The organism is Stenotrophomonas sp. YJH_SMC_16 (assembly GCF_059367875.1).
In genome coordinates, this window is the sequence record NZ_JCAFRH010000001.1 from 809415 (window position 1) to 834186 (window position 24772).

Genomic DNA, 24772 nt, shown 5'->3' on the forward strand with positions numbered 1-24772 from the left:
CGGCATAAGCGTTTGTGACGCAATCGGCACATCTGCAGATTGGGTGTGTGAAGAGGTAGGGAGTTGTTCGTTGTGTCGCGTTTGGCTCGTTGCGATGGGGCAGATCCGCCCCGCCGTCCTGCCATGCCGATTCACAACAGAAGGATTCGTGTATGAAGCGACACACGCAACGCTCCGCGCCACCGCGCTCCGCGCGCCTGGCCCTTGCCACTGCCCTGGTGCTGGGCAGCCTGGCCGTCACCGCCCAGGCCCAGCAGGCCGATCCGCTGGCCGGGCGTCAGTGGCATCTGCTCAACACCGGGCAGGCCGTACTGGGCGATACCCTGCCGGTGGCCGGCAACGATCTCAACGTGGATGGCCTGTTCCGCAATGGCATCCGTGGCCAGGGCGTCACCATCGCCATCGTCGATGATGGCCTGCAGATCGCCCACCCGGACCTGGCTGCCAACGTGGCGGCGGTCGCGGGCAAGAACTTCGCCAACCAGAGCAACAACCCTTCACCGTCCAATCCGGACCGCGACAATCACGGCACCATGGTCGGCGGCATCGCCGGTGCGGTGGGCGCCAACAACCTGGGCGTGCGCGGCGTGGCCTCGGCGGCCACACTCAAGGGCTTCAATTTTCTGGCATCCAATGCCCAGGGCAATTCGAATTCCAACATCGAGTACTCGTGGTGGGATGGCGCCGAAGTGGCCGACGTGGGGGTCTTCAACAACAGCTGGGGCTCCAGCCCGGGCAACCCCAACCTGCCGTTGGCCTACAGCCAGAACGACATCACCGCCTATGAGCAGGCCATGTCCGGCACCCGTGGCGGGCGCGGTGGCATCTACGTGAAAGCCGCCGGCAACAACCACAACAACGGCGCACGCTCGGATGGCACCGACATCTGCTCGGCAGACACCAAGAACCGCAACACGGGCTGCATTCCGGCCGGCCGCGATCCGCGCAACAACCTGTTCAACGTGATCACTGTTGCCGCCGTGCGCGCCGATGGCGTGCGCTCGTCCTACTCGTCCACCGGCTCGGCGCTGTGGGTGTCCGGCTTCGGCGGCGAGAATGGCTGGCAGCGGCAGGTCGTGCCGGGGCAGCTGGCGATCCGTTACGATCCGGCCATTCTCACCACCGACGTCACCGGCTGCGCACAGGGCAGCAACAAGAACACGAGCCTGCGCAACACACTGGACGGCGATCAGTCCGCCATCGACAGCACCTGCAACTACACCGGCAAGATGAACGGTACCTCGGCGGCCACGCCGATGGTGTCGGGCGTGGCGGCACTGCTGCTGGAAACCAATCCAAACCTGTCCTACCGCGATGTGAAGTACATCCTGGCCACCACGGCCACCCGCAATGACCCGAACCGGGCGGCGGTCACGCACTCCGATGGCCGCGTGCTGGTGCCGGGTTGGACGGTGAATGCCGCCGGCCGCGCCTACAGCAACTGGTACGGCTTCGGCGTGGTCAACGCCGCCCGTGCAGTCGAGGTCGCCGAGAACTTCCAGTCGCTGGGTGCATTGGTGGACAGCGGCTGGCGCAACACGACGCGCACCGTGGCCATCGGCAATACCTCGGCCGCTGCTGCACGTCTGACCTTCCAGCTGGCCAATGGCGCGCGCAACATCGAAAGCGTGCAGCTGGGCTTCCGGGTCAATCACAGCAACACCCGCCAGCTGCAGTTCGTGCTGGTCTCGCCCAGTGGCACGCGCAGCGTGGTGCAGCCGGCATTCACCGCGATCGGCTCTGGCCTCAATGGTGTCCAGCGCAACTTCACCAACTGGGACCTGCTGTCCAGCAATGCCTTCCTGGATGAAAACGCCACGGGCACCTGGACGCTGGAAGTCACCGACCTGGGGCAGGCCGCGAACGCTGCATCGCGTGGCAACCTCGAATTCTTCAAGATCCGCGTTCTGGGGCACTGATGATGAAGACGACCATTCTGTTGAGCACCCTCGCCCTCGCGGCGATGACCACCACCGCCTGGGCACAGAGTTCGGGCCAGACACCTCCGGCGAAGACCTTGTCGACCGTAGACACGCAGCAGTTGAAGGCGGAGGCCACCGGCCGTTCGTTCAATGTGGGCGGCGCGCGCTTCCAGCTGGCGCCGTCGGCAACCGTGCAGCCGGCCAGCGGCGGTCAGTTCCGGATCACCACCGGGGCTGATGCCAGGGCGGCGGCCGTCGGCACCCGCAGCAAGCGGTCCACCGATGCGTCTACCGGTGTGGCCGCACGTGCGGATGCCGGTGCCAGCAAGTTTGCGGCCGCTGTCTCCAACGATGGCGCGCCAGTGGTGGCGACCTCGCGGGTCAAGGTGTTCTTCACCGATGCGGCCTCGGCCCAGCGTGCGGCCACCGCCACCGGCGGCACCGTGGTGAAGGTATCCAAGGCCTCGGGCCGCGCGATTGTGGAGTACCCGTCGGTGAACGCGGCGCTGGATGCGACCACCAAGCTGCTGTCGACCGCCGGCATCAAGGCGGCCGAGCCGGACGTGGTGCAGTGGGAAGAAACCAAGTAAGGCGTTGAGTGGTGCCCCCGGCCGGTTGGCTCTCCTGGCCGGCCGGGGGATGGGTGTGGGGGGATGTGCCGACCAACGGTCGGCACCCACCAACAGCAGATCCAGACGTGCCAACCAAGGTTGGCACCCACCAGCGTCAGCGGGCGGCGAGTGTGTCGCTGTGTTTGCGGCTGCAGCTGGCCAGTGCGTCGTTGCCGGCGGCTGGATGAGCGGGCTCCAGCAGCAGGCGCTGCACGTCGGAGAACAGCTTGTCCACCGGCATGCCATAGGGCGCGAACAGGCGCAGGCGGCCCTGGCGGTCGAACACGTAGCCACCGGCGATGTGGCTCATGGTGTAGGTCTCCGGCACCTGGCCGGGTTCCTTCTCGTAGAACGCCTTGAAGTCGCTGGCCATCGCGGCCAACTGCGCTTCGTTGCCGACCAGTGCGATCGCCTTGGGGTCGAAGGCTTCCACATAGGTGCGTGCCACCTCCGGCGTATCACGCGCCGGGTCGACGCTGACGAACACCACCTGCAGCTGGTCGGCATCCTTGCCCATCAGGTGTTTGACCTGGCTCAGCTCGACCATGGTGGTCGGGCACACATCCGGGCAGCTGGTGAAACCGAAGAACAGATAGGTCACCTGCCCCTGCAGGTCCTTCGGGCCACGCACGGTGCCGTGGCTATCGGGCATCGACCACTGCTGGCCAAGTTCTTCGCAGGCGATGTCCTTGGAGTAGAAGTCCATGCGCGACTGCGCACTGCAGCCAGCCAGCAGGCCGATGGCCAGGCCTGCCAGCAGCGGCAGGCGGAAACGGGGAGAGAACAACGAACGGACAACAGCAGCAGGACGCTTCACGGGTACCACCAACGCAGATGCGGGCGGGGTCTCGGTCAGGCCTGCCCTTGGGGGAAAAGAGGGCTGAGGTGCCGGGGTGATCGCGCGATCCGTGCCGATCACCCCGGCCACGGTCAGTTGATCATCATGTGGTAGTGCATGCTCCAGATGATCCATACCGACAGCGCGACGATGATGAACAGGATCACCAGGGTGAACACGAAGCTGGCCAGGTTCCAGCCACCTTCGGACTTGCGGTCCATGTGCAGGAAATAGACCAGCTGCACCAGGATCTGCGCCACCGCGAAGCCGACCAGCAGGAACAGCGTGAGCGGACGCGACAGCACCGGGTTCATCACCAGCGCGAACGGCACCACGGTCAGCAGCGCGCACAGCACGAAGCCGATCAGGTAGGACTTGGTGGAGCCGTGCGCATTGCCGGCGCGCGAGGTTTCGACGTGGGCCATGTCAGAAGGCTCCGATCAGGTAGACGAAGGTGAAGACGCAGATCCACACCAGGTCCAGGAAGTGCCAGAACAGGCTCAGGCACGACACGCGGGTGATGTTGGTCGGGGTCAGGCCACGGCGGTAGACCTGGTGCATGACCACCGCCATCCAGATCAGGCCGCTGGCCACGTGCAGGCCGTGGGTGGCGACCAGCGCGAAGAACGCCGACAGGTAGGCACTGGTGCTGGGGCCTGCGCCTTCGTGGATCAGGTGCGAGAACTCATAGATCTCCATGCCGATGAACGAGGCACCGAGCACGAAGGTCACGCCCAGCCAGCGCAGCACCGCCGAGGTGTCGTGGCGGTGCATCGCCAGTACGGCCTGGCCGTAGGTGATGCTGGAGACCAGCAGCAGGAAGGTCTCGGCCATCACGAACGGCAGCGAGAACAGCTCCTTGCCGGTGGGGCCGCCGGCGTAGGCGGTGCTGAGCACCGCGTACGAGGCGAACAGCGAACCGAACAGCACCAGGTCGGACATGAGGTAGACCCACATGCCGAACACCTTCATGCCGCCCTGCTCGTGGCTGTGGTCGTGTTCGTGGTGGTCCTCGTGTGCCTGCGTGCCGGTGGCCAGCTCGGGGCGGGTCAACAGGTTCATGCGCGTACCTCCTTCAGCTTGGCAAGGTTGGCCGCTTCAGTGCGCGCCACCTCTTCGGAACTGACGTAGTAGTCCACGTCCTCGTCGTAGGACCGCACGATCAGGGTGACGATCATCGCGATGAAGCTGGCCGCGGCCATCCACCAGATGTGCCAGACCAGGGCGAAGCACAGCACCAGGATCCAGATGTTGAGGATCAGCGGCACGCCGGTGTTCTTCGGCATGTGGATCGGTGCGTACTTCGTCGGCGGCGGCGGCAGGCCGCGCTTCTTCGCTTCGTGGAAGGCGTCCAGCTCATCGGCCTTGGGCACCACCGCGAAGTTGTAGAACGGCGGCGGCGACGGCGTGGCCCATTCCAGCGTGCGCGCATTCCACGGGTCGCCGGTCAGGTCCAGGTTGCGCTTGCGGTCGCGAACGCTCACGTAGATCTGCACCAGCATCAGGATGATGCCCGCGAACACGAACAGCGCGCCGATGAAGGCGGCGATCAGGTACGGCGTCCACGCCGGGTTGTCGTACTGGTTCATGCGGCGGGTCATGCCCATGAAGCCGAGCATGTACAGCGGCATGAAGGCCAGGTAGAAGCCGATCACCCAGCAGGCGAACGACCACTTGCCCAGGCGCTCGTTGAGGGTGAAGCCGAACACCTTCGGGAACCAGTAGGCGAAGCCGGCCAGGTAGCCGAACAGCGCGCCGCCGATGATGGTGTTATGGAAGTGCGCGACCAGGAACAGGCTGTTGTGCAGCAGGAAGTCCGCGCCCGGGATGGCCAGCAGCACGCCGGTCATGCCACCGATGGTGAAGGTGACCAGGAAGGCGATGGTCCACAGCATCGGCACGCTGAACTCGACGCGGCCGCCATACATGGTGAACAGCCAGGTGAAGATCTTCACCCCGGTGGGGATGGCGATGATCATCGTCATGATGCCGAAGAAGGCATTGACGCTGGCACCGGAGCCCATGGTGAAGAAGTGGTGCAGCCAGACGATGAACGACAGGATGCCGATCGCCAGCGTGGCGCCCACCATCGACTTGTAACCGAACAGCTTCTTGCGCGCGAACGTGGCAGTCACTTCAGAGAAGATGCCGAACGCCGGCAGCACCAGGATGTACACCTCCGGATGGCCCCAGGCCCACACCAGGTTCACGTACATCATCGGGTTGCCACCCAATGTGTTGGTGTAGAAGTTGAAGTCCAGGTAGCGATCCAGGGTGAGCGCGCCCAGCGCCACGGTCAGGATCGGGAAGGCGGCGATGATGATCACGCTGGTGACCAGCACGGTCCAGGTGAACACCGGCATCTTCATCAGGGTCATGCCCGGCGCACGCATGCGCAGGATGGTGATGAACAGGTTGACGCCGGTCAGCAAGGTGCCGATACCGGATGCTTGCAACGCCCAGATGTAGTAATCAACACCCACGCCTGGGCTGAACTCGATGCCGGACAGCGGCGGATAGGCCACCCAGCCGGTCATGGCGAATTCGCCAACGCCCAGCGAGATCATCATCAGCGCTGCGCCGACCACGAAGATCCAGAAGCTGAAGGCGTTGAGGAACGGGAACGCCATGTCGCGCGCACCAATCTGCAGCGGCACGATGATGTTCATCAGGCCGACCACGAACGGGGTGGCTACGAAGAAGATCATGATCACGCCGTGCGCGGTGAAGATCTGGTCGTAGTGCTCGGGCGGCAGGAAACCGTCACTGCCCGGCCCCGCCGCGGCCAGCTGCGCGCGCATCATCAGCGCATCGGCGAAGCCGCGCACCAGCATGACCAGCGCCACCACCACGTACATGATGCCGATCTTCTTGTGGTCCACGGTGGTGAACCAGTCGCGCCACAGCGGGCCCCACAGCTTGAAGTACGTCACTGCGCCAAGCAGCGCGAGGCCACCCAGCACCATGGCCGCCAATGTGACCACGACGATCGGCTCGTGCAGCGGCACGGCCTCCCACGTCAATTTACCCAACATGTTCGTTACTCCTGGGAAACCTGGGCACCACCGGCAGCGCCCACCGGGGTAGCAGCAGCGGTGTTCTCACCGACGCCGATGAACTGGTCGATGACCTTCTTGAACAGCAGCGGTTCAACACTGGAGAAGTGCTGCACCGGTGCGTTCTTCGACGGCGCGGCCAGCGCCTTGAACTGCGTGAAGCTGAGCGCGTCCGGCGCGCTGCGCACTTCGGCCACCCAGCGCTCGAAGTCTTCGTTGCTGCTGGCAGTGGCGATGAACTTCATGTTCGAGAAGCCATGCCCGCTGTAGTTGCCGGACATGCCACGGAACTGGCCGGGTTCGTTGGCGATCAGGTGCAGCTGCGTGCGCATGCCGGCCATCGCGTAGATCTGCCCACCCAGCTGCGGGATGAAGAAGGTATTCATCGTCGAGTTGGAGGTGATGTTGAATGCCAGCGGACGATTGGCCGGGAAGTTGAGCTGGTTGACCGTGGCGATGCCCAGGTCCGGGTACACGAACACCCACTTCCAGTCGGTGGCGATCACGTCCACGTGCAGCGGTTCGCCAGCCACGTCCAGCGGCTTGTAGGGGTCCAGCTCGTGGGTCGACTTCCACACGATCACCGCCAGCACCGCGATGATGATCAGCGGCACGCCCCAGACCACGATCTCCACCTTGGTGGAGTGCGACCAGTCCGGCGTGTATTTCGCTTTGGTGTTGCCAGCGCGGTAGCGCCACGCGAACACGAAGGTCAGCACAATGGCCGGTATCACCACGATCAGCATCAGGCCGATGCAGATCAGGATCAGGTCGCGCTGGGCGAGCCCGACCATGCCCTTCGAATCCAGCAGCACCCAGTCACAGCCCGACAGGCCGACGCAGGCCAGGGCGACCAGCGCCAGGCGGATGCGGTTCCAGCAGATATTCATTGGAGGTCAACCCTGTTGAAGAAGCGCGCTTGACCGGCTCGCCTGCGCGCAGCGCCCGGGCGTGGAGCGGCTACACTGTGGGTACGAGATCGCCTACAAGCAGGCGAACCAATCCAATCAAGCCCATACAAGATACAGCATTGTATGGAATTGTGCATCTGCACGTATGGAAAAATCTGACCGATGACGCCACCTGCCGCCGGCCGCCGCCTGAAACACCCCAATCGCACCTGGGTCCGCCCCTTCCGCGAGGGCGCCGGCCCGCTGTACCTGCAGATTGCCCAGCAGGTGCGCGAGGCGGTGGATGACGGCGTGCTGCGCCCGGGCGACCGCCTGCCGCCGCAGCGCGACCTGGCCCAGCAGGTGGGCGTGGACCTGACCACGGTCACCCGCGCCTTTGCCGAACTGCGCCAGGCCGGCCTGCTCGACGCGCAGGGCGCGGGCGGCACCTTCATCGCGCTGTCGGCCGGCAACCGCAGCACCTCGGTCGACCTGAGCATGAACATCCCGCCGCTGCTGGGCAGCGCGCCGTTCGCGCAGGGCATGGAGGCCGGCTTCCAGCACGTGGGCCAGCAGCTGGGCCAGGGCGAACTGATGAGCTACCACGTCGGCGCCGGCACCCGCGAGGACCGCGCCGCCGCCGTACAGTGGCTGGCACCGATGCTGGGTACGGTCGGCGCCGACCAGGTAGTGATCTGCCCCGGTGCGCAGACCGCGCTGTGCGCATTGATCCTGGCCCGCACCCAGCCGGGCGAGCTGATCGCCGCCGAACAGCTGACCTACCCGGGCCTGCTGGCCGCCGCGCGTGTGCTGCAGCGGGGCGTAGTGCCGGTGGCGATGGACGCCGAAGGCATGCTGCCCGATGCGCTGGAAGAAGCCTGCCAGCTGCGCCGCCCGCGCCTGCTGTATCTGGTGCCGACCATACAGAACCCGACCACGGCGACGATGTCGGCACAACGCCGGCAGGCCCTGCTGGCGGTTGCCAAGCGCCACGATCTGACCGTGATCGAAGACGATCCCTACTGGTTGCTGGCCGGGGACGCCGCGCCGCCGTTGGCCACCCATCGCGACGCCGGCTGCCCGGTCTACTACATCTCCACCCTGTCCAAGTGCCTGGCCCCGGGCCTGCGCACCGCTTACCTGGTGGTGCCGGCCGGCGAGCCGATGGAGCCAGTGCTGGACGCCCTGCGCGCGATCGCGCTGATGCCGACCCAGTCGATGGTGGCAGTAGCCTCGCAGTGGATCCGCAGCGGCCAGGCCCAGGACATGGTGCAGCGCTTCCAGCAGGAACTGCGCGAGCGCCAGGCCATTGCCGCGCAGTACCTGCCGTCCCGTGCCCAGGCGCATCCGGCCGGCCTGCATGTGTGGCTGCCGCTGCCGCCACGGCTTGACCAGTACCGGCTGATCCAGGCCGCGCAGGAACAGGGCCTGGGCATCGCCAGTTCCGACGCCTTCAGCGTGGAAGAACCGCCGCCGGGCAACGCCATCCGACTGTCGCTGGGCGGCGCGGTCGACCAGGGCGCGCTGGCCGGGGCGCTGGCCAAGCTGAACGAGATCCTGTCTGAAGCCCCCGAGGCCCGGCACAGCGCCATCGTCTGAGTCGTCCACGTGGCACGACATCCATACAAGATGATATTTTGTATGCAATGTATGGATGAAGGGACGTGCATCGATGCGCGCCGAGAAACTGAAGTTCCACCTGGTGATGGCCGGGTGCGGTGGCTTTGTTGTGCTGATGCTGGCCGCGCTGGCCTGGGTCTGCCTGCAGCCGCAGACCGTGGACGTACAGGCCGCCGAACGCCATGCCATCGAGCAGTGCCTGCAGCGCAGCGAGGATCCGTCGCGTAGCGAGATCCAGCGTCGCGCGCAGGCCGATTCCTGCCGCGAGATGCGCAAGCAGTACGTGCACAAGTTCGGCCGGGAAGACTCCTGATGGGCGCAGCCGCGCCGCGCCGCCGCTGGCTGCTGCCGACGATGATCGCCCTCGCCTGCCTGTTCATGGCAGGCGTGGCGGCTGCACTGTGGCAGTACTTCGGTTACAGCGCGCAGTCCACGTTCACCGAACAGGCCATCGTCTTCGACGACTCGCAGCTGCGCCTGCCGGCCGATCTGGCCGGAGATACCGGCCGCATCCGCGTGGTGCATTTCTGGGACCCGGCCTGCGGGGTGTGCAACCGCGAGACCGGTGCCCACCTGAGCTACCTGATCAGCATGTACCGCCGCGCCGGCATCGACTTCTACGCGATCCGTCGCCCTGGCACGCAGGGCGAACTGCCCGAGCCGCTGCGCAACAAGGTGATCAACCTGCCGTCCATCGACGGCATCGAGCACATCCCGGCCAGCCCTGCGGTGGCGATCTGGGACCGGCAGGGCCATCTGGCCTACGCCGGCCCGTACAGCATCGGCATGGTCTGCAACTCGGCCAACAGTTTCGTCGAACCGCTGCTGGACAGACTGGTGCGCGGCGAAACCGTGCGCCCCAAGGGACTGCTTGCCGTGGGCTGCTACTGCCCCTGGCAGGCCAAGCGCTGAGGACGCGCAATGACATCACTGACGCTGGCCGGTGCGACCGCCGCAAACAACAACGGCGGTCACCTGTCCGAACCGACCGATGGTTATGGACAGGCTCCCGCCGTTGGAAGCAACGATACGCCCCGACATGCTCCGTACATGCCGCGACCGGATGTCGCAGCCCGCGAATGGGTGCAGGACGTGCTCGCGCACAGCGGCCCGATCTATCTGCGCATCGTCAATTCACTGGAGCGCACGGTGCGCCGTGGTGGTCTGGCACCGGGACAGCGCCTGCCCTCGCAGCGCGCGTTGGCGCAGCAGCTGGGCATCGACCTGACCACGGTCACCCGCGCCTTCGATGAAGCACGCAAGCGTGGCCTGATCGAAGCGCGTGGACCACAGGGCAGCTTCATCGCACCGCCCAAGGCCGGCTTCGACCAGGTGGTGGACCTGAGCATGAACGTGCCGCCGGTGCCTGATGCCGACGCGCTGGCGGAGACGCTGCGTCGCGGCGCCGCCGCCGTGCTTGCGCGCAGCAACGCACCGAACCTGATGACCTATCACCTGGGGGGCGGCAACCCCACTGATCGCCATGCCGCGGCGCGCTGGCTGCAGCCGATGCTGGGCGTCGTGGCTGACAACTGCCTGCTGCTGACCGAAGGCGCACAGGTGGCGCTGGCCGCGATCCTGGTCAGCCAGGGCCGCGATGGCGATACGATCCTCTGCGATGCGCTGGTCTACCCGGGCCTGCTGCAGGCCGCCGCCGCACTGGGCCGGCGGCTGCTGCCGGTGGACGGCGACGAACACGGCATGTGTCCTGCAGCGCTGCTGCGGCAGGCACGCGAAAGCGGCGCGCGCCTGGTCTATCTCAATCCCACCTGCCAGAACCCGACCGCGCTGACCCTGCCGCTGCAGCGGCGCGAGGCGCTGGCGCGTGTACTGGAGAGCGAAGGCCTGCTGGCGATCGAGGATGATCCGTACTGGCACCTTGCCGAAGATGCACCGATACCCCTGGCAACGCTGGCACCGCGCCATGTGTTCTATGTGGCGACGCTGTCGAAGGTGATCAGCCCTGGCCTGCGCACCGCGTTCGTGCAGTGCCCGAGCGCTGCGCACGCCGAGGCGATGACGGCTGCGTTGCGGGCGACGCGGCTGATGGGCCATCCGCTGGTCTCGGCATTGGCCAGCCAACTGCTGCTGGATGGTTCGGCCCAGTCGCTGCTGGCCCAGGTGCGCACCGAGGCACGCGAGCGCATGCGCATGGCACGTTACCTGCTCGCGCCGTCGCTGCTGCAGCGCGCGGAGGGCCTGCATGCCTGGTGCCGGATACCGGCACCCTGGACCGACGCCACGCTGGTGCGTACCGCACAGCTGCAGGGGCTGGCGATTGCGCCGTCATCGGCGTTCTGTCCGCCGGGGGTCTCGCACCAGTACGGCGTGCGGTTGTCGCTGGGGCTGGCGGCGGACCGACGGCAGCTGGAGAGTGCGTTGCGGCGGATTGACCGGTTGTTGTTGTCCGATGCGTTGCCGGCGATCGAGCGGTAGGCAGAGAGCATCCACGCAGGGCGTGGATCTACGGGATCCGCTTCGGTAGATGCCAACCTTGGTTGGCAATGTCCGTGCACGCCATGCGTGGATAGGGTGTGCCGACCAATGGTCGGCACCCACCAGGCTGGAGAAGAGCGGTAGCGCCGGACCCTGCCCGGCGGAAGATTTCCCGCCACGCTCGAAATGTGCCAACCAAGGTTGGCACCTACCCAAGCAGGGTCAGGCCAGGGCGGAGAGCGCCTGCACCAGCGCATCCATCTGCTGCGGCCGGGTGAACACCGACGGCGTCACCCGCACGCAGGCGCCGGAGTCCAACCCGTCGCGATGCGTGGTGAACACGCGATGCTCGTCCAGCAGGCGCTTCTGCAGCGCCATGTTGTCTGCCACGCTGGTGCGCCCACGCAAACGGAAGCTGGCCAATGCGCTGGCCAGCGCCGGATCCGGCGAAGACAGCACTTCAATATGCGCCATCTGCCGTGCCGGCAGCGTCCAGCGCTCGCGCAGGTAGCGCAGGCGCGCCTGCTTGTTGGCCACGCCGATGCGCTGGTGCAGCGCGATCGCTTCCGGCAGTGCCAGGTAGGCGGCGAAGTTGACCGTGCCGGTGTGTACGCGGCTGCCCACGCGGCCGTCGTCGGTCTCGCCCATGTACGGGTCGAGGTCCGCAACGCGACCCCTGCGCACGTACATCGCGCCGACGCCGACCGGCGCACCGATCCATTTGTGCAGGTTGATGCCAACGAAATCGGCCTTCAGCTGTGGCACCGCGTAGTCGATCTGGCCAAAGCCATGCGCCGCATCGACGATCACGTCGATACCCCGTGCGCGTGCACGCTCGGCGATCTCGGCCACCGGCAGCACCAGCCCATGGCGATGGCTGACCTGGGTCAGCAGCACCAGCTTCAGGCGCGGAAACTGCGCGAATGCGTCCTCATACGCCTGCAGGATCTGCGCGTGGTCGGGCACCGCCGGCAGCGCGATGCGCTCGACCTGCACGCCGCGACGCTGCTGCAGCCAGCGCATCGCGCCGATCATGCTGTCGTAGTCGATGTCGGCATACAGCACCTGGTCGCCGGGCTGCAGGCGGTTGTAGCCGCCAATCAACGCCAGCATCGCCTCGGTGGCGCCCCGAGTCAGTGCGATCTCATCCGCACCCACACCCAGCAGCTCGGCCACCTGCCGCTGTACCGTCATGTACTGCGCCGGGAACTCACGACGACCGTACCAGGCGTTGCCACGGTTCACTTCAGCGGTGTGGCGCTGGTAACTGGCCAGCGTCTCAAGCCCCATTGTGCCCCAGTAGCCGTTCTCCAGATGGTTCACTTCGTCGGTGATGTCGAAGTGGCTGGCCACGGCGGTCCAGTAGTTTTCATCGCGGGCCAGCACGTCCGGCGCCACGGTCGTTGCGGGAATCTGCATGGGTGCAGCGTAACGCGCGGCAGCCGTGGCGGGCAGTGAAGACAGTGCAGCTGCAGCCGGCAGCAGGGTACCTGCACGCAGAAGGGAACGGCGGGCCGGGTCCATCAGAAGCTCAGCCGGTACTGCGCGTACAGATTGGCACCGTCGGTGTCGTACGGCGCGTTGCGCGAGTAGACCAGGCCGCGGCTGGCCTGGAACGTGGCCTCATCCGGGTAGCGGTCGAACACGTTGTCGGCACCCACGCGCAGGCTGTGATGCTCGTTGATGCGATACCCCACAGCCAGGTCAAGGAAGCTCATCGCCCCGAAGCGCTGATAAATATCGCCGACCGCGTTGCCGCTGGAGTCGGTCCAGGCACCGTAGTAGCGCATGCGCGCCATCAGCGACCAGGCGCCGATGTCCCAGCTGCCGGTCAGGCTGCCCTTGTGCTCGGGCAGGCGGTCTTCGAACAGCACGCGCTGGGTTTCGTTGGTCGCCACCGAGGTGCTGCCGTTGTCCACGCGGGTGCGGTTGTAGTTGTAGGCCAGGGTCAGCGTCATGCGGCCTGCGCCGAGGTCGCGCAGGTAGTTGCCGACCACGTCCACGCCGGTGGTGGTGGTGTCGAAGTCGTTGGTGAAGTAGTTCACCGAGGTATAGCCCAGCGGATTGGGCGTACCGGCCGGAATGGCGAAGCTGGCCGACTGGCTGAAGCGGTCGGTGAGCCTGATCTGGTAGACATCCACCGAACCGGACAGGCCGAGGTCGGTGCGCCAGGTCAGGCCCAGCGAGGCGGTGCGCGATTCTTCGGGCTTCAGCGGCCTGGCACCGAGCAGCTGCGCCAGTGGATCGTTCGGCGACAGGCGGCCACTGGTGAAGATCTGCAGGGTGCGCGTGTCCAGGCCCTGGGTGGTACTGGTGGTGTTGAGCTGCGCCGGCGTCGGTGCACGGAAGCCGGTGGACACGGTACCGCGCAGGGCTACGTCCGGCGTGATCGCGAAGCGCGCCGACAGCTTGCCGTCCAGCGTGCTGCCGAAGCTGGAGAAGTCCTCGTAGCGGCTGGCCGCACCGATGCTCCAGCGCTCGCCCAGCGGCACTTCCATATCCACGTAGGCGGCCTTGCTGCGCTGGCTCCACTGCCCGGCCTGGCTGGCGGAGAAGCCCGGTGCGCCATTGGAATTGGCTTCCAGGCCCGCGACCGCGCCCGGGCCCACCGCGTACGAGGCCGGATCACCGGCGCGCACCTGGTAGGTCTCCTGGCGGAACTCGCCACCGAAGGCGACGTTGATCGGCTTGGACAGCGCGCCCACCTCCCACTCGTAGTTGACGTCGGCGTTGGCGTTCTTCTCGGTCTGGGTCAGGCGGCCGAGGTCGAACGCGGTCGGGCTGGCCGGACCCAGCGAGGCATTGATCGAGTTCTTCAGGCTGTAGTCGATGGCGTTGCGACCATACGAAGCACTGACATCCCAGCGCAGCTTCGGCGTGATCTCGCCACGCAGGCCGCCGACCAGCTGCAGATCGTTCTGGACGTTGCCGTACTGCGGGCTGAAGCCGACCGGATACAGCGAGCGCAGGTTCCAGCCCGGGAAGATCGACGTGGTGCGGTAGGCACCGGTGGTGGTGTCCGGGTTGCGCCAGTTGAAATCGCTGACGCCATCGCTGTGGCTGTAAAGGCCGAACGCATACAGCTCCAGCGTCTCGCTGGCGTTGGCCTTGACGTTGAAGCCGACGCGGCGGCTCTCCAGTTCCGGTTGGCCCCAGCGCTGCACCGGGTTGGGTACCTCCAGCTCCGGATGGGCCGCCTGGAAGGCGATGGCATCGGGGCGCTGGCGGGTGCGCGAGGTGGCGTCGGAGTTGGACGACTCAGCGAACAGCACCAGGCTGCCATAGTCGCCCAGCGACCAGCCGGTGCGCGCACTGAAGTCGCGCGAGGCACCGTCCCCCTGCGCGTACTGCGAATAGCCGGCGGTGATCTCGGTGCCCGGACCATCCTCGAGGATGATGTTGATGACACCGGCGATGGCGTCCGAGCCGTACTGCGCAGACGCACCATCACGCAGTACCTCGATGCGCTTGATTGCACTGGTCGGAATCTGCGCCAGGTCGGCGGCCTGCGCGCCACGGTTGCCGAGCAGCGCGCTGCGGTGGAAGCGACGACCGTTGACCAGCACCAGGGTCTGGTCCGGCGACAGGCCACGCAGGGTCGCCGGGCGCACGAACACTTGGCCGTCCGCCATCGGCAGGCGCTGCACCACGAACGACGGCACCAGCTGGGCCAGCACATCCTTCAGGTCGGTGGATTCAACGGACGTGATGTCTTCCTTGGTGAACACGTCTACCGGCGCCAGCGTTTCGAACTGGGTGCGGTTGGAGGCACGGGTACCGGTGACCAGCATCGCATCGAGCTGGGTGGGCACGGCACGGCTACCGCCTGCGGCGTCGATCGCATCGGCCTCCGCTGCGATCGCGCCTCCTGCGCTGGCCATGGAAAGGGCAAGGAGGATGGAACGCGAAAGCTTCGAACGATGCACAGCAAGGCTCCGGGAGGACGCGACAGGGCCAGCACCTGTGCGGACACAACAGGCCTGGACAAGGCGCGCAGTCTCGGCCCGATGTGTGAAGGAGGCATGACGTCAGTACGACAGCTTGATGCCGCACAGGCGCAAGAACTGCTAAGCGCCGCGCCTGCCGATCCGCTACTGTGCCGGCATTGGATTCGGGGAAAGGCAGATGAGCGCGGCGGGCAAGGCGTTGTGGTACATCGAAACCCATGCGGACCGGCCATTGGCACTGGCCGATATCGCCGCTGCGGCGGGACTGTCACCCTTCCATCTTTCACGCCTGTTCCAGGCCCGCACCGGTACCTCGGTAGTGCGCTACCTGCGGGGACGGCGCCTGACCGCCGCCGCGCAACGATTGGCCAACGGTGCGGGCGACATCCTGCAGGTCGCGCTGGGGGCCGGCTATACCACCCATGCCGCGTTCACCCGCGCCTTCAGTGAACAGTTCGGGCAGACGCCGGAGCGCGTACGCGAACAGGGCACCGATGGGCTGGCGCTGGTACAGGCGATCCGCGTGGATGATGCGCCGGCGCCCTGCGGTGAAGCGCCGCGGCTGCTCGACACGCCCGCTTTCCAGGTGGTGGGCATCGGCATGCGGCATACCCGCGACAGTGGCGGCGCGATTCCCGGCCAATGGGCGCAGCTCAACCGCGAATGGCCGACGCCCGCACCGATCAGCTTCGGTGTGTGCTGCAACAGCGACAACGATGGCGGCTTCGATTACATCGCCGCACTGCCGGCAAGCGTGGTGCCGAGCGTGCCTGCACACTGGCAAAGTGTGCACATTCCGCCGCGTCGCTATCTGGTGGCCTGGCACGGCGCGCACATCTCGACCATCCGCTCGACCTGGTTCTGGCTGCTGGATCATTATCTTCCTGCGTCCAACCTCAGCCTTGCCGATGCACCGGATCTGGAATGCTACGACGCCCGATTCGATGAGCACACCGGCAACGGCGGCGTGGAGATCTGGCTGCCAGTCGACGAACGTCCCAACTGACAAGGAACTGAAGATGCGCATGACGGTTGCTGTGCTGGGAATGATCCTCATGGTCTCCGCTGCCGTGGCCGATGCCAGCGAGACGCAGGCAGCCGGCGAGCGCCACGGCGCCACCACGGTGGCCAGCGGGGCTGTGCGCGATGCGCAGCACCACGACGCGCTGCGCTACACGGTCTGGTATCCAGCGCTGGCCGGCAGCCGGGAAACCGCCCTGACCATCGGCCCGCCCGACGCGCCGCTGTTCGACGTCGGACGTGCCGCGATGGAGGCTCCCGTCGCGGGTGATCGCCTGCCAACGCTGCTGCTCTCGCATGGCAACGGCGGCAGTGCGCGCATGATGGGCTGGCTGGGCACCGCGCTGGCGCGGGCCGGGTATCTGGTGATCGCGGTCGATCATCCAGGCAACAACGGCATTGACACGATGACGCTGCCCGGCAGCATCCTGAGCTGGTTGCGTGCGGATGACCTGCGCGCCGCTCTGGCGGCCGTGCGGGCCGATCCAGTGCTGGGCCCGCACGTCGATCCTGAACGCCTGGGGGTTGCCGGGTTCTCGGCTGGTGGCTACACGGCGCTGCTGGCAGCCGGTGCACGACCGGACCTGCAGCGACTGCTGGCCTTCTGCACCGCACATCCGGATGACGGCGTCTGCCGGCCTCAACAGGAGGCCGCAACGCATTCAATGGAAGCGCGCGTTGCCGCTGCGGCCTCTCCAGCACTGGCGCCATGGATCTCCCAGGCCAACGACGCGCGCGCCATTCCCGGCGTGCGGGCGGCATTCCTGCTGGCTCCGGCGATCATCCAGGCCTTCGCGCCCGAGCAGCTGTCCTCGTTGCGGCTGCCCGTGTCGATCGTGCTGGGTGAGGCTGACACGGTTGCGCCGCCACAGACCAATGGCGCGGCCGCCGGGGCCCTGATTCCGGGCGCGGAACTGCAGCGCTTGGCCGATGTGGGCCACTATGATTTCCTGGCCGCGTGTACCGCGACCGGGCAGCAGCGGCTGCAGGACCTGTGCACTACGTCGGTGCCAAAGGCACAGACCCACGCGCAGGCAGTGGATGCAGCGATACGGTTCTTCGACCATTCACTGCGCTAGTGGCCGCCGGGCATGGCCCGGCGCTACAGTGGGCGCGTCCACGGAGAACCGATCATGCGCCTGCTGCACCTCACTCTGCCGGTATCTGACGTGGGTGCCGTGGCCAGCTACTTCCACGATGTGCTGCAGCAGCGCGTGGTCGGCAATCATGTGCACATCGGCTGGAGCACGATCGAACTGCAGCCCGCTGAAGGACGTCCGCTCGGTGGTGTGCACCTGGCGTTCAACGTGCCGGACAACCGCTTCGGCGAGGCGATGACCTGGTTGCGCGAACGCACGCCACTGCAGCGCAATCCGGCGGGACTGGACTACTTCGCGCTGGAGAGCAGCTGGCAGTCGCAGTCGGTGTACTTCACCGGCCCCGATGGCTTGATCCTGGAACTGATCGGCCGCCGTCGCTTGCCGGCCAGTACGCATCAGGGCGCCTTCCACGGCAGCGAACTGACCTGCCTGAGCGAGGTCGGCCTGCCCAGCCACGATGTCGCTGCGGTGCGCGAGCAGTCCAGCCTGCGGTTCGGCCTGCAACCGATCAGCCCGCCTTCGCCGCAGTTCGCGCCGATGGGCGACGACGAGGGCCTGCTGATCGTGGTCGCTGCGGACCGGCGCTGGTTCCCCGAGCAGAAGGACCTGCCCAATGCACAGGGCCTGTTGCTGCAGGTCGGCGACGTGGCCGGCCCGGGCGTTGTGGAGGACGCTGCACTCGGCTGGCGGGTACAGGCGATCTGAGCTACCAGCTGCCGGACGCGCCACCTCCGCCGCTGCGGCCACCGCCTCCGGACCAGCTGCTGGAGCTGCTCGACGACGAACTGCTGGATGACGAACTGGACGCGCTGCGTTCGCGGCGTGACGAAACCCGGCCACGTGCGCGCTCGCCCGGCAACATGGTGAACAACCCTACGAAGTACAGCAGCACGCCACACACACCTGACACGATCATCGCCAGCAGCCGTGGATCGTCACCTTCGGCACGATGGATCGCCAGCAACGCGCCCCCGACATAACCGAGGGTCAACAGCACCAGCACGGTCATGCGCACAACGAAGCTGCTGCGGTTCTTCTTCCAGCGTGCGCGACAGGCCTGCACCAGCAGGAACACCATCAGGGTGACAACGCCCGCGGCCGCCTGCAGCAGCAGATGCCGGACCAGGCTCGGTGGCAGCTGGCCACGAAGCAGCGCCTGCACCAGCAAGACCGCGCTGAGTGCCAGCATGCCGCACAGGACGATGCGCACCCCGCGGCTGCGACGCCAGCACCAGCCGAGCAGGGCCGCCACCGGCACGCCCAGCGCCATCACGAAGCACAGGCCCGGCAGCAGGTGGCGTGGCAGCAGCAACGCCACGGACAGCGCGCCTGCGGCAACCACCCCTGTCACCAGCATCGGACGCCCCCAGGCCGGCAAGGTCGGCCAGCTCGGCCTCGGTGCCGACGCATTGGCGGCCAGTGCCTTGCGCCGCCGCTCCCGACGGCTGCCGCTGAAATCGTCCTCGGTCTTCGCAGGCGGGAATGGCGGCGGCGAGCGCCACAGCCCGGCCAGGAAGCCGGCCAGCAGGGTCAACGCCACCACCGAGTCTGCGCGGCGCCAGTCCGCAGGCAGCACATTGCTGGCCGACGGCGCTTCCCATGCAGGCAGGTCCTCGCCTTCGATCAGCGCCACCATGATCGTCGTGCCATCAAGCACGCCCTGGTCGAAATCGCCCTCACGGAAGCGCGGCACGATCGCGTTGTCGATGATGCGAGCGGCGTACGCGTCCGGTAGCGCACCTTCCAGGCCATAGCCGGTCTGGATGCGTACGCGGCGATCCTGCACCGCCACCAGCAACAGCACACCGTCGTCGATACCGGCGCGGCCCAGCTGCCATTGATCAAACACCCGCTGGGCGTAGGCCTCGATGCCCTCGTTGCCCACGCTGGGTACCACCAGCACCTGCAGCTGCGCACCTTTCTGCACCTGCAGCTGCATCGCCTGCCTGCGCAGGGTGGCGCGGGTTTCGGCGGACAGCGCGTTGGCAGTGTCCACCACGGGATCGTCCAGCGCCGGGACCGGGATTGCCGCCAGCGCCGCCATCGGCAGCAGGCACAGCAGCAACAACAGCCACCTCATGGCTGCAGTCCGCTGTCCTGCGCGCAGCATGCTCACGTACCCTGCCCTGCCTCGATCCGCGCATGCAGCGCCTGCAGCTGTGCCACCGCCTGGTTGAACACCTGCAGATCGGCATCCACCAGGGCCGCCCAGTCTGGCGCGTGCCCCAGCAGTTGCGCCACCTGCTCGTCCGGCGCGCGATCGAAGCCTTCGCCAAGCACGGCAAGATAACGCTCACGGAACCCGTCGGGGTCGCGCTGGTCCTGCACATACAGCTGCACGGCCAGCAGCCCCGCATACAGGTAGTTCACCAGATAGTTCGGGTCTTCATACATCAGGCGCTTGCCGATCCAGGTGTTGCGCAGCTGCGGGTAGCGCTCCGGTTGCTGGCCGAAGCGCGCCAGCACCTGCCCGGTCAGCGCGTCCAGATCATCGGCGGTGCCCAGCGTACCGGCGGCAACGCCCTGGTAGATCGACTGCTCCAGCTGCGCTTCCTCGGAGGAGGTGAACAGCTGCAGCACCATGTCGTCCAGCAGCGATTTCAGGTAATAGGCCTTGGCACGCGGGTCCTGTGCCTGCTGGTACAGCTGGTCGCGGAAGCGCAGCTCGTTGTAGATCGCGAACGCCTCGGTCAGCCACTGGCTGCCATTGCGCTGCAGCGGCGACGCATGACCGCGCTGCATCCACTCGCCATGCACGGCATGACCCGCTTCATGCGCGATTTCGACATCGCTTTCCAGATCGCCACGGCGCACGCCAACGAACAGCATTGCCGGCACACCGGGAGCGCTCACCGAGAACGCGTCCTGGCTGCGGTCACCGCGTTCGGTGGCCAGGTCCATGCGCTGGTTGGCTGGATCGAGCAGCGCGCGCAGTTCGGCGACGTACGCTGGCCCCAGATGCTGCATGGCATCGGCGGCGTTGTCGCGCAGCTGCGCCAGCGTCAGCACCGGTGGCGTGTAGCCGGCATCGGGCACGGTGGTATCCCAGATCTGCGGCGCGTTGATGCCCGATCGCGCAGCGTGGCGTAGCAGCATCTCCTGGTAGGCGCGGCGGTCCCCCGCGTGCTGCTCGATCGCCACCAGCGTTGCATTCACTACGGCGGTATCCAGACCCATGCGCTGGTAGCCGTGTGCCGGCGCCGAGCCATCGCCCTGCAGGCGTGCGGCCGCGTCATTCACCTGCACCAGCCCCAGCAGCACCGAAGCCATCGGCTCACGGCGCGAGTGCAGCCCCTGCCAGTAACCCTTCCAGCCTGCCTCGCGCAGGGCACGGTCGGGCTGCTGGGCCAGCGCCTGCTTGTCGCGCCCCGTGTCCCAGTGCCGGCCGCCGTGCGCGATCTGCGGGTACTCGGCGCTGCGCAGGATCTGCCCGCGCAGGCGCGCGAAGCTGTCCAGCGCCGGATCGGCCAGTGCCTCCACGGCCTCATCCAGCGCGGCGTTGGCCGGGGTGGCAGCCTCCTTCAGCGCGCGTGCGCGCAGGAAGCCATACGGTGCTGCCCACGCTGCATCTGCGGGTGCCTCGCGCAGTGCGGCGCGACCACTGCGGGCGATGCGGCTGCACAGCCCCGTCACCTGATCCAGCGCCTGGGCCGGACGCTGATCACGCGCATTGCGGGCGGACTGCAGGTGCAGGTAGCCGAGATGACGCAGGCACTGCGCTTCCAGTACCTCGGCCTGCCGGAAGCGTTCCGCCGGTGCAAGGGTGGACGCCTGCTGCAGGGCCTCGACGCGCCTGCCCAGGGCGACACGCGCGGCCTGTTCGGCGGTGGCATTGGCGAAGTAGGCGCGGTCATCGGCATGCACCGACTGTGCCTGGGCGCCGCTGAAGGGAGCTATCGCCAATACGGCGACGACGGCGGCGGTGGTGGTGCGCTTCCTGAAAGCCTGCATCGGCGTCTCCCTGCCTGGACCAGGGATCGAGCCTAGCAGCCACTGGCCCGCCGCGCCTGTGCCGGATCAGGCTTCAGATCGACTCGTCCTCACGCTTGACCAGCGTCCAGCACGGCGTCTGCGCAAAGGTATAGGTCTGCTGGTCGCTGCTGTCCGGTATGCGGATCTGCACCTGCCGCTGTCCATCTGCCAGGGGGCTGACCTGCATTTCGCGGCCCTGCCCGGCCAACGCGGCTGGATCGGGCATCACCGGCCACTCGACATCGGCCAGCGCCAACCGGCTTTCCACCTTGCGCGGTTCCGGCTCGGCCTCCGCATCGATGTAGCTGTCCAGCAGCGGATCGGCCGTGGCCTTTTCCTGCAGCGTGATCTCGTTGCCGAAATGCTTCAGGAACGTATCGAATTCCGGGTAGAGGCATTCACTGGCTGCAGCCACAGGTGTGGGCTCGGTGGCGCTGGTCGCCGACGCCGCTGCGGCAGTCACGGCTTCGGCCGCTGTCTGTGGTGGCTGCGGCGCCGGCGTGCAGGCAACCAGCACCGCGCCGCAGGCAAGCACCAGCAGTGCAGGAGAAGGGTATCGACGCATGGGCTCATCCTGAATCCGGTCCGGTCGCTCCATGCTACCGCGCACCCTACAATTCCGGCATTCCGCCTGTCCGAGAGTCCTCATGCATCGCCTCCTGCTCCTGATCGGCCTGCTGCTGCCCGCCCTGTGGCCGGCCGTGGCGTTGGCCGTCAATGTCCACGAAGGCGACCTGCTGTTCGTCACTGCCGGCCGCAGCGGCCTGAGCGCGGCCATCGACGATGCCACCGGCACGCAGGGCGCACCCAGCTTCGATCACGTCGCCCTGGTCGCCTCGGCGCCGAAGGGCTGGGAGGTGCTGCACGCCGACGAGAAGGGATCACGCCGGCAATCGCTGACCGAGTTCCAGCAGGACGCCCAAGCCAAGCAGCGGCAGATCGTGGTCTATCGCCTGCGCGCGCCGCAGCAGGCGGCCATCAAGGATGCGGTCGCCACCGCGCGCACGATGCTGGGCAAGCCCTACAACACGTCGTATGTGTTGAACGAGGACAGCTATTACTGCTCGGACTTCATCGAGCGTGCGTTCCGTGCGCACCACGTGTTCGCATTGCAGCCGATGAATTTCCGCAACCCGCAGACCGGGCAGATCGCCCAGCACTGGGTCGATCTTTACCGCGGCATGGGCATGGACGTGCCGCAGGATCAGCCGGGCACCAATCCGAACGACATGTCGGCGGCGCCGGTGCTGCAGCGTATAGGCGTGCTGGAATAAGCAAAGCCCCGCACGGGGCGGGGCTTCGCCGGTCACGTTGCACGCGCAACGCGATCATTCTTCTTCGTCGTGGCCGCCCTGCTGCTGGTTCTGGTTGCGCTTCTGCTGTTCCTGCTGCTGTTGCTGCTGCTGGTCGCGGCCACGGCCCTGCTGCTGATTCTGCTGGCCCTGCTGCTTCTGGTTCGGGTTCTGGTTCTGGTTCTGCTGTGCCATGTCCGATCTCCAAAGCCACTCGCGGAATGCGGTGGACGTGGCCATCGTCTGCAGCGAATGGTTAATCACGCGTGGGGGGGCGGCTACATCTGTGTGTACGCCTGTGAATGAACGCGCAGAAGCCCTTGTGGCACAAGCGGCTGAAGGATTCATGCGGGTTCGGCATGTGCTCATGCCGACATCGGCGTTGCACGCATTCATGGCGCTCGCAGCCGGAAACACGCGCTGAACGAGGCTGGCTTCCCGGCTCACGCAGGGAAGCCAACGCTGCATTCAGGGCATCACCGGCGGCACGTACGCCAGGGTCATCCCCAGCAGCCACAACAGGCCCAGCACCAGCGGAATGTGCACCAGCAGCTGGATGAAGGTGAAGCCGACGATGTCGCGTGCCTTCAGCCCCAGCACGCCCAGCAGCGGCAGCATCCAGAACGGATTGATCAGGTTCGGCAGCGCTTCGGCCGCGTTGTAGACCTGCACCGCCCAGCCCAGGTGCGCCTTCAGTTCGTTGGCGGCCTGCATCACGTACGGCGCCTCGATGATCCACTTGCCACCACCGGAGGGCACGAAGAAGCCCAGCACGGCCGAATAGACGCCCATCACCAGCGCGAAGGTATCGGTGCTGGCCACGTGCACGAACAGGCTCGACAGCCGGTGCGCCAACGTCTGCCCATCGCCACCGACAGCGTGGGTGAGGATCATCGCGATGCCACCGTACAGCGGGAACTGGATCAGTACGCCGGTGGTACTCGGTACCGCCTTGGCCACCGCGTTGAGGAAGCTGCGCGGGCGCCAGTGCAGCAGCAGGCCCAGCGAAATGAACAGGAAGTTGTAGGTATTGAGGTTGGCGATGGCGGTGATCACCGGCTTGTTGGCGAACTCGTTGAACAGCCAACCGAACGCCAGCAACGAGAGCAGCACGGTCAGCAGCGGGCTGTATTCCAGCCACTCGCCCGGGCGCGTGCGTCGCTGCAGCGGCTCCGGCTCGGCCTGCGCGGCGCCGGGGAAGTCTTCAGCGGTGCGGGCACTGCCGGCGGCCGGTGCGGTCAGCCAGGCGATCAGCAGCGAAACCAGGATCAGCACTGAGGTCAGCGCGATCGACTGCCACAGGAAGATGGTTTCGGTGAACGGCAGTACGCCGGTGATCTCGACCAGCCCCGGCGGCATGCTGGCCGGGTTGGCCTGCAGCTGTGCAGCCGACGAACTCAGCCCCATCGCCCACACCGCCCCCAGGCCGAGGTAGGCCGAGGCGCCGGCGGCGCGATAGTCCATGCGCAGTTCGGTGCGGCGTGCCAGCGCGCGCACGAGCAGACCTCCGAACACCAGCGAGAACCCCCAGCTGAGCAGCGAGGCCAGCATGCTGACCAGGCCCACGTACACCACCGCACCACGCCCGGTGCGCGGCACCCGGGCCAGGAAATCGATGAAGCGAGCGACCACCGGCGCGGTCGCCACGGCGTAGCCACCGATGACCACGAAGGCCATCTGCATGGTGAAGGGGATCAGGCTCCAGAAACCGTCACCGAAGGCGCTGGCGGTGGCCTGCGGGGTCGAGCCGAAGCCCATCGCGGCCAGTGCGACGATGACCACGCCCAGCACCGCGAACACGTACGCGTCGGGGAACCACTTTTCCGCCCAGGCCGCCGAACGCAGCGCTGCGCGCGCCATCCAGCCGTCCTGCACTGCTGCCGTCGAGGCCATCGCCTACCCTCCCAGGTTCGATGGATCGATTCTGGGCGGTGGGGTGCAGGCTGTCAGCCACCTATTGGTCGTAGGCGGCGGAAGGCCCGGCGCTGTGCGCCGCCGCCCGAGCATGGGCTCGGGCGCTACGGATATCCGGGTTCGGGGGGGCCACCTGTAGAGCCGAGCCCACGCT

Annotated in this window: 22 protein-coding genes; 10 read left to right on the forward strand and 12 right to left on the reverse strand. The window is 66.8% G+C overall.

The window, feature by feature from the left end:
• Positions 1-152: 152 nt before the first annotated feature.
• On the forward strand, positions 153-1919 hold the full coding sequence (locus AC5P6E_RS03650; RefSeq protein ID WP_010482107.1) for a S8 family serine peptidase: 1767 nt from the start codon (positions 153-155) through the stop codon (positions 1917-1919).
• Positions 1919-2512, forward strand: a complete 594-nt coding sequence (locus AC5P6E_RS03655) for a S8 family serine peptidase (RefSeq protein ID WP_019336322.1) — start codon at positions 1919-1921, stop codon at positions 2510-2512. The genes AC5P6E_RS03650 and AC5P6E_RS03655 overlap by 1 nt, the downstream gene beginning before the upstream one ends.
• Before the next feature lie 136 nt (positions 2513-2648).
• Here the strand turns inward: AC5P6E_RS03655 and AC5P6E_RS03660 are convergent, their stop codons facing one another.
• The 5 genes from AC5P6E_RS03660 to cyoA form a co-directional block, all read right to left on the reverse strand.
• Positions 2649-3320 carry an SCO family protein gene (locus AC5P6E_RS03660; RefSeq protein ID WP_010482109.1) on the reverse strand — a complete coding sequence of 224 codons (672 nt, stop codon included), beginning with the start codon at positions 3318-3320 and terminating at the stop codon, positions 2649-2651.
• Positions 3321-3463: 143 nt separating this feature from the next.
• Positions 3464-3796, reverse strand: coding sequence for a cytochrome o ubiquinol oxidase subunit IV (cyoD, locus tag AC5P6E_RS03665; RefSeq protein WP_005411473.1), 333 nt, complete (start codon positions 3794-3796; stop codon positions 3464-3466).
• Position 3797: 1 nt separating this feature from the next.
• The gene (gene cyoC, locus AC5P6E_RS03670) at positions 3798-4433 is read right to left on the reverse strand and encodes a cytochrome o ubiquinol oxidase subunit III (RefSeq protein ID WP_010482111.1); all 636 of its coding nucleotides are present in this window, start codon (positions 4431-4433) and stop codon (positions 3798-3800) included.
• Positions 4430-6406: a cytochrome o ubiquinol oxidase subunit I gene (gene cyoB, locus AC5P6E_RS03675; protein WP_019336321.1), complete on the reverse strand. Its 1977-nt coding sequence runs from the start codon at positions 6404-6406 to the stop codon at positions 4430-4432. Before cyoB ends, cyoC begins: the two co-directional genes overlap by 4 nt.
• A 5-nt stretch (positions 6407-6411) precedes the next feature.
• A complete protein-coding gene (cyoA, locus tag AC5P6E_RS03680) occupies positions 6412-7317 on the reverse strand; it encodes a ubiquinol oxidase subunit II (RefSeq protein WP_019336320.1) in 906 nt (301 codons plus the stop codon).
• Positions 7318-7500: 183 nt separating this feature from the next.
• Here cyoA and AC5P6E_RS03685 point away from each other — a divergent pair, with 183 nt between their 5' ends.
• Genes AC5P6E_RS03685 through AC5P6E_RS03700 form a run of 4 tightly spaced genes read left to right on the forward strand, consistent with a single transcriptional unit; the run spans position 7501 to position 11373 of the window.
• A complete protein-coding gene (locus AC5P6E_RS03685; protein WP_049480049.1) occupies positions 7501-8916 on the forward strand; it encodes an aminotransferase-like domain-containing protein in 1416 nt (471 codons plus the stop codon).
• A 55-nt stretch (positions 8917-8971) separates the two neighbouring features.
• Complete coding sequence (locus AC5P6E_RS03690) at positions 8972-9250, forward strand: hypothetical protein (RefSeq protein ID WP_019336318.1); 279 nt, start codon at positions 8972-8974, stop codon at positions 9248-9250.
• Entirely contained in the window at positions 9250-9849 is a 600-nt protein-coding gene (locus AC5P6E_RS03695) for a DUF6436 domain-containing protein (RefSeq protein ID WP_010482120.1), read from the forward strand. The genes AC5P6E_RS03690 and AC5P6E_RS03695 overlap by 1 nt, the downstream gene beginning before the upstream one ends.
• A gap of 9 nt (positions 9850-9858) precedes the next feature.
• A complete protein-coding gene (locus tag AC5P6E_RS03700; RefSeq protein ID WP_019336317.1) occupies positions 9859-11373 on the forward strand; it encodes an aminotransferase class I/II-fold pyridoxal phosphate-dependent enzyme in 1515 nt (504 codons plus the stop codon).
• Positions 11374-11595: 222 nt separating this feature from the next.
• Here the strand turns inward: AC5P6E_RS03700 and AC5P6E_RS03705 are convergent, their stop codons facing one another.
• Complete coding sequence (locus tag AC5P6E_RS03705; protein ID WP_019336316.1) at positions 11596-12897, reverse strand: aminotransferase class V-fold PLP-dependent enzyme; 1302 nt, start codon at positions 12895-12897, stop codon at positions 11596-11598.
• Positions 12897-15299 carry a TonB-dependent receptor domain-containing protein gene (locus AC5P6E_RS03710; RefSeq protein ID WP_019336315.1) on the reverse strand — a complete coding sequence of 801 codons (2403 nt, stop codon included), beginning with the start codon at positions 15297-15299 and terminating at the stop codon, positions 12897-12899. The genes AC5P6E_RS03705 and AC5P6E_RS03710 overlap by 1 nt, the downstream gene beginning before the upstream one ends.
• A 199-nt stretch (positions 15300-15498) precedes the next feature.
• Here AC5P6E_RS03710 and AC5P6E_RS03715 point away from each other — a divergent pair, with 199 nt between their 5' ends.
• The 3 genes from AC5P6E_RS03715 to AC5P6E_RS03725 are packed head-to-tail and all read left to right on the forward strand — an operon-like array spanning position 15499 to position 18145.
• Entirely contained in the window at positions 15499-16326 is an 828-nt protein-coding gene (locus tag AC5P6E_RS03715) for an AraC family transcriptional regulator (RefSeq protein WP_010482125.1), read from the forward strand.
• Between the two features lie 13 nt (positions 16327-16339).
• On the forward strand, positions 16340-17419 hold the full coding sequence (locus AC5P6E_RS03720; RefSeq protein ID WP_495230706.1) for an alpha/beta hydrolase family protein: 1080 nt from the start codon (positions 16340-16342) through the stop codon (positions 17417-17419).
• A gap of 54 nt (positions 17420-17473) precedes the next feature.
• Positions 17474-18145 carry a VOC family protein gene (locus tag AC5P6E_RS03725; RefSeq protein ID WP_019336313.1) on the forward strand — a complete coding sequence of 224 codons (672 nt, stop codon included), beginning with the start codon at positions 17474-17476 and terminating at the stop codon, positions 18143-18145.
• A gap of 1 nt (position 18146) precedes the next feature.
• Here AC5P6E_RS03725 and AC5P6E_RS03730 read toward each other — a convergent pair whose 3' ends face one another.
• The 3 genes from AC5P6E_RS03730 to AC5P6E_RS03740 all read right to left on the reverse strand — a co-directional run bounded on the left by AC5P6E_RS03730 (position 18147) and on the right by AC5P6E_RS03740 (position 21977).
• Entirely contained in the window at positions 18147-19550 is a 1404-nt protein-coding gene (locus AC5P6E_RS03730) for a TPM domain-containing protein (RefSeq protein ID WP_029550636.1), read from the reverse strand.
• 2 nt (positions 19551-19552) lie between these two features.
• Positions 19553-21391: a M3 family metallopeptidase gene (locus AC5P6E_RS03735; protein ID WP_019336312.1), complete on the reverse strand. Its 1839-nt coding sequence runs from the start codon at positions 21389-21391 to the stop codon at positions 19553-19555.
• Between the two features lie 73 nt (positions 21392-21464).
• Positions 21465-21977, reverse strand: a complete 513-nt coding sequence (locus tag AC5P6E_RS03740) for a hypothetical protein (protein ID WP_019336311.1) — start codon at positions 21975-21977, stop codon at positions 21465-21467.
• Positions 21978-22059: 82 nt separating this feature from the next.
• Here AC5P6E_RS03740 and AC5P6E_RS03745 point away from each other — a divergent pair, with 82 nt between their 5' ends.
• Complete coding sequence (locus AC5P6E_RS03745) at positions 22060-22686, forward strand: YiiX/YebB-like N1pC/P60 family cysteine hydrolase (RefSeq protein WP_019336310.1); 627 nt, start codon at positions 22060-22062, stop codon at positions 22684-22686.
• 54 nt (positions 22687-22740) lie between these two features.
• Here AC5P6E_RS03745 and AC5P6E_RS03750 read toward each other — a convergent pair whose 3' ends face one another.
• The gene (locus AC5P6E_RS03750) at positions 22741-22899 is read right to left on the reverse strand and encodes a hypothetical protein (protein ID WP_019336309.1); all 159 of its coding nucleotides are present in this window, start codon (positions 22897-22899) and stop codon (positions 22741-22743) included.
• Positions 22900-23172: 273 nt separating this feature from the next.
• Positions 23173-24597: a short-chain fatty acid transporter gene (locus AC5P6E_RS03755; protein ID WP_019336308.1), complete on the reverse strand. Its 1425-nt coding sequence runs from the start codon at positions 24595-24597 to the stop codon at positions 23173-23175.
• Between the last annotated feature and the right edge of the window lie 175 nt (positions 24598-24772).

What these genes read in the sequence shown, in the direction of transcription:
- AC5P6E_RS03725 (WP_019336313.1), top strand. Translation starts at nt 17,474, where the DNA reads ATGCGCCTGCTGCACCTCACTCTGCCGGTATCTGACGTGGGTGCCGTG.
- AC5P6E_RS03720 (WP_495230706.1), top strand. Translation starts at nt 16,340, where the DNA reads ATGCGCATGACGGTTGCTGTGCTGGGAATGATCCTCATGGTCTCCGCT.
- cyoD (WP_005411473.1), bottom strand. Translation starts at nt 3,796, where the DNA reads ATGGCCCACGTCGAAACCTCGCGCGCCGGCAATGCGCACGGCTCCACC.
- AC5P6E_RS03705 (WP_019336316.1), bottom strand. Translation starts at nt 12,897, where the DNA reads ATGGACCCGGCCCGCCGTTCCCTTCTGCGTGCAGGTACCCTGCTGCCG.
- cyoA (WP_019336320.1), bottom strand. Translation starts at nt 7,317, where the DNA reads ATGAATATCTGCTGGAACCGCATCCGCCTGGCGCTGGTCGCCCTGGCC.
- AC5P6E_RS03695 (WP_010482120.1), top strand. Translation starts at nt 9,250, where the DNA reads ATGGGCGCAGCCGCGCCGCGCCGCCGCTGGCTGCTGCCGACGATGATC.
- cyoC (WP_010482111.1), bottom strand. Translation starts at nt 4,433, where the DNA reads ATGAACCTGTTGACCCGCCCCGAGCTGGCCACCGGCACGCAGGCACAC.
- AC5P6E_RS03755 (WP_019336308.1), bottom strand. Translation starts at nt 24,597, where the DNA reads ATGGCCTCGACGGCAGCAGTGCAGGACGGCTGGATGGCGCGCGCAGCG.
- AC5P6E_RS03735 (WP_019336312.1), bottom strand. Translation starts at nt 21,391, where the DNA reads ATGCAGGCTTTCAGGAAGCGCACCACCACCGCCGCCGTCGTCGCCGTA.
- AC5P6E_RS03750 (WP_019336309.1), bottom strand. Translation starts at nt 22,899, where the DNA reads ATGGCACAGCAGAACCAGAACCAGAACCCGAACCAGAAGCAGCAGGGC.
- AC5P6E_RS03650 (WP_010482107.1), top strand. Translation starts at nt 153, where the DNA reads ATGAAGCGACACACGCAACGCTCCGCGCCACCGCGCTCCGCGCGCCTG.
- AC5P6E_RS03730 (WP_029550636.1), bottom strand. Translation starts at nt 19,550, where the DNA reads ATGCTGCGCGCAGGACAGCGGACTGCAGCCATGAGGTGGCTGTTGTTG.
- cyoB (WP_019336321.1), bottom strand. Translation starts at nt 6,406, where the DNA reads ATGTTGGGTAAATTGACGTGGGAGGCCGTGCCGCTGCACGAGCCGATC.
- AC5P6E_RS03690 (WP_019336318.1), top strand. Translation starts at nt 8,972, where the DNA reads ATGAAGGGACGTGCATCGATGCGCGCCGAGAAACTGAAGTTCCACCTG.
- AC5P6E_RS03700 (WP_019336317.1), top strand. Translation starts at nt 9,859, where the DNA reads ATGACATCACTGACGCTGGCCGGTGCGACCGCCGCAAACAACAACGGC.
- AC5P6E_RS03685 (WP_049480049.1), top strand. Translation starts at nt 7,501, where the DNA reads ATGACGCCACCTGCCGCCGGCCGCCGCCTGAAACACCCCAATCGCACC.
- AC5P6E_RS03740 (WP_019336311.1), bottom strand. Translation starts at nt 21,977, where the DNA reads ATGCGTCGATACCCTTCTCCTGCACTGCTGGTGCTTGCCTGCGGCGCG.
- AC5P6E_RS03745 (WP_019336310.1), top strand. Translation starts at nt 22,060, where the DNA reads ATGCATCGCCTCCTGCTCCTGATCGGCCTGCTGCTGCCCGCCCTGTGG.
- AC5P6E_RS03715 (WP_010482125.1), top strand. Translation starts at nt 15,499, where the DNA reads ATGAGCGCGGCGGGCAAGGCGTTGTGGTACATCGAAACCCATGCGGAC.
- AC5P6E_RS03655 (WP_019336322.1), top strand. Translation starts at nt 1,919, where the DNA reads ATGATGAAGACGACCATTCTGTTGAGCACCCTCGCCCTCGCGGCGATG.